We start from the raw sequence: 2,775 nt of genomic DNA on the forward strand, positions 1-2,775 counted from the left end.
CGGCGATCGCGCCGGTGTGCGAGGAGGCGGCCTGCGCGCCGGCGTCCGTCCGACCGGACTTGACGAGCACGATCGGAGTGTCCGCGGTCACCTCGCGGGCGGCTTCGATGAAGCCCCGACCGTTGCTGATGTCCTCGAGATAGCCGATGATGACGTCGGTGTCCGGATCGTCGCCCCACTCGCGGACGAAGTCCGTCTCGTCCAGGACGGTCTTGTTGCCCAGCGAGACGACGTCTCGAAACCCGATCCCCTGCTCGTTGGCCCAGTCGAGGACGGCGGTGATGAACGCGCCCGACTGGCTCATGAAGGAGATAGAGCCCTCGAGCGCGCTCTCGGGGCCGAACGTGGCGTTCATGTCGTTCGACGTGGCCATGATCCCCAGACTGTTCGGCCCGACGACGTTGAGGTCGTGTTCATCAGCGACGGCGCGGAGTTGCCGTTCGCGCTCGGCACCCTCGCCGCCGGTCTCCGCGAAGCCCGCGGTGATGACGACGACGTTCTCGGTGCCCGCCTCGGCGAGGTCGCGGATCGACTCGATCACGATCTCGGGCGGTACCACGACCACCGCCAGATCGATCGGCGGCGCGCTCGACGCGTCCGGATAACACTCGAGTCCGAGCACCTCGTCGCGCGACGGGTTGACCGGCACGACCTCGCCCGCGAACTCGTCGCGAAGGTCCTCGAGGATCGCCCGGCCGACCGCGCCCTCGCGATCGGTCGCGCCGACCACGGCGACGGTCTCGGGATCGAAGAGTGCGGATAACCGTCCCATCGCTCGCAGGTTAGCGCAGTAGCGTGTTAAGCGTGCGGCGTGTTCCAGCCGAATGGAAGTCGGACGGTTCCGAACGACGGCCGTCGATTATCGTCTCGAGACACCGGGTATCGTCTCACGATGCCGAGCGGGACGCTCTCGATCCACACCTGTCTGCTGTGACGCCCAACGCTTATCACACTCCTGTCAGTAGTAGTGTATATCTCATCGAGATCACTCCGTCGTTCCAGCACTGTCGCTGCCGGCACCGCACTGCTGGGTGTGGTCAGCCTCCTGACCGCGGCGTTGCTGTTCGCAGCGATTCCAGAAAACCCGCCCGGTGACGGGTTCGCAGCCGGTCTCACCGGCATCTTCGTGCTGCTGTCCGTGATCACGGGTGTCCTCGCGCTCGTGGAAGCGGGATCGCTGTATTTCGTCACGCGTCTGCAGGAGCCGTCCGAACGGTCGCGACGGCTGCTCACGATAGGGGCCGTCGCCGGTAGCCTCTCAGTTCTCCTGCTGGTCGTCCCCGTGCTGGTCGCACGAGTGTTCGATATACTGGTCCCCGGCCCCGCATGGGGGCCCGGAATCGGACTCGTACTCGTCCCGATCGGTATCGCCTGCTCCGTGCTCGGCGTCGTCTTTCAGCTCCTCGACGGATCGCGGACTCGAGCCGGCACGTAACGAGTGGCGGCCCGTCAGTGGGTCGAAATGGCGGCCGTCGACCGACTCGAGGCGACGATCGCAAGCAGGTAGCAGGCGATGGCGACGACGACGATCGAGCCGCCGGTCGGGAGCCCTTGCGAGATCGAGAGGACGAAGCCGCCGATGACAGCCACCTGCCCGAACAGGATCGAACAGTAGAGCGTCTCCCGGAAGCTGCGGGCGATCTGCGTGGCCGCGGCGACGGGGACGACGAGCATCGCGGCGACGAGGATCACGCCGAGAATCTGCATCGCGCCGACGACGACGACGGCCGTCATCACGATCAGCAGGGTGTTGTACCACGTCACGTTGAGCCGCGCGACGCGGGCGGCCTGTTCGTCGAAGGTGATGAACAGGAGCTGTTTGTAGGTCGCGACGGTGACGACCACGACGACCACGCTGATGACGGCCATCAGCCGCGCTCCCGAGGGAGTGACGACGGAGATGCTGCCGAAGATGTAGTCCTCCACGTCGATCCCGGTCATCCCGCGGCCGTAGCTGATGATCAGCGTGCCGACGGCGAAGCTGCCGGTCAGCATGATCGCGATCGGCACGTCGCCGTAGGTGTCGGTTCGCTCGGCCAGCCACTGGACCCCGAGCGCGCCGAGGACGCCAACGATCAGCGCGACGAGCATCAGCGAACCGTCCCAGCCGGTCGTCGCGCTCACTACCAAGCCGACCGCGACGCCGGCGAAGGCAGTGTGAGCCAGCGTCTCGCCGATCAGTGCCATCTCGCGGTGGACGAGATAGGTGCCGACCAGCGGCGCGACGACCCCGATCAGAATCCCCGTCGCGATCGAGCGCCACATGAACGGATGGTAGAAGACGTTCGTCCCGAGATAGTGGTCCGCCCACCAGCCCGCGATTCGGGCCTGCTCGTACAGGACCCCGACGATCGGAGCGTCGCGTAGCGCGTCGATCGCGAGCAGGCCGACCATCGCGACCGCGAGGAACGCGGTGAGGCCGATCCCGACGTGCTCGAGCCGTCGACGAAGAGAGTGGTGCCGCGTCATCGGATCTCAGTGGTGGTGGTGGACGACCTGGCCCGTCGCGCCGTAGGCCTCGGTCAGCGCGTCGCTCTCGACGAATGATTCGGTGTCGCCGTGGTGGTACAGCTCCGTGTTGATGCAAGCGATTCGGCTCGCCCGGTCCGTGACGACGCCGATGTCGTGTTCGATCAGGATGATCGCGATCCCCGACTCGTTGAGCGACTCGAGCAACTGGTAGAACGCGTCGCGGGACTCGGCGTCGACGCCGGCGGTCGGCTCGTCCAGCGCCAGCAGGTCGGCCTCGGAGGCCAGCGCGCGTGCGATGTAGGC

The 2,775-nt window shown here is 66.6% G+C and carries 3 protein-coding genes and 1 pseudogene; 1 reads left to right on the forward strand and 3 read right to left on the reverse strand.

Features of this window, described 5'->3' with window-relative positions:
- The coding region (locus tag PGX04_RS31785) for a CoA-binding protein (RefSeq protein ID WP_273742126.1) at positions 1-772 on the reverse strand (772 nt) is incomplete at its 3' end.
- A 261-nt stretch (positions 773-1,033) separates the two neighbouring features.
- Here PGX04_RS31785 and PGX04_RS31790 point away from each other — a divergent pair.
- Complete coding sequence (locus PGX04_RS31790; RefSeq protein WP_273742127.1) at positions 1,034-1,435, forward strand: hypothetical protein; 402 nt, start codon at positions 1,034-1,036, stop codon at positions 1,433-1,435.
- A 14-nt stretch (positions 1,436-1,449) separates the two neighbouring features.
- On the opposite strand, the gene PGX04_RS31795 is transcribed toward PGX04_RS31790, so the two are convergent.
- Complete coding sequence (locus PGX04_RS31795; RefSeq protein WP_273742128.1) at positions 1,450-2,469, reverse strand: metal ABC transporter permease; 1,020 nt, start codon at positions 2,467-2,469, stop codon at positions 1,450-1,452.
- A gap of 6 nt (positions 2,470-2,475) precedes the next feature.
- Positions 2,476-2,775: pseudogene (locus tag PGX04_RS31800) on the reverse strand (metal ABC transporter ATP-binding protein); the annotation flags it as partial.

The sequence above is a fragment of the Natrinema soli genome (genome assembly GCF_028618695.1).

What these genes read in the sequence shown, in the direction of transcription:
- PGX04_RS31795 (WP_273742128.1), bottom strand. Translation starts at nt 2,469, where the DNA reads ATGACGCGGCACCACTCTCTTCGTCGACGGCTCGAGCACGTCGGGATC.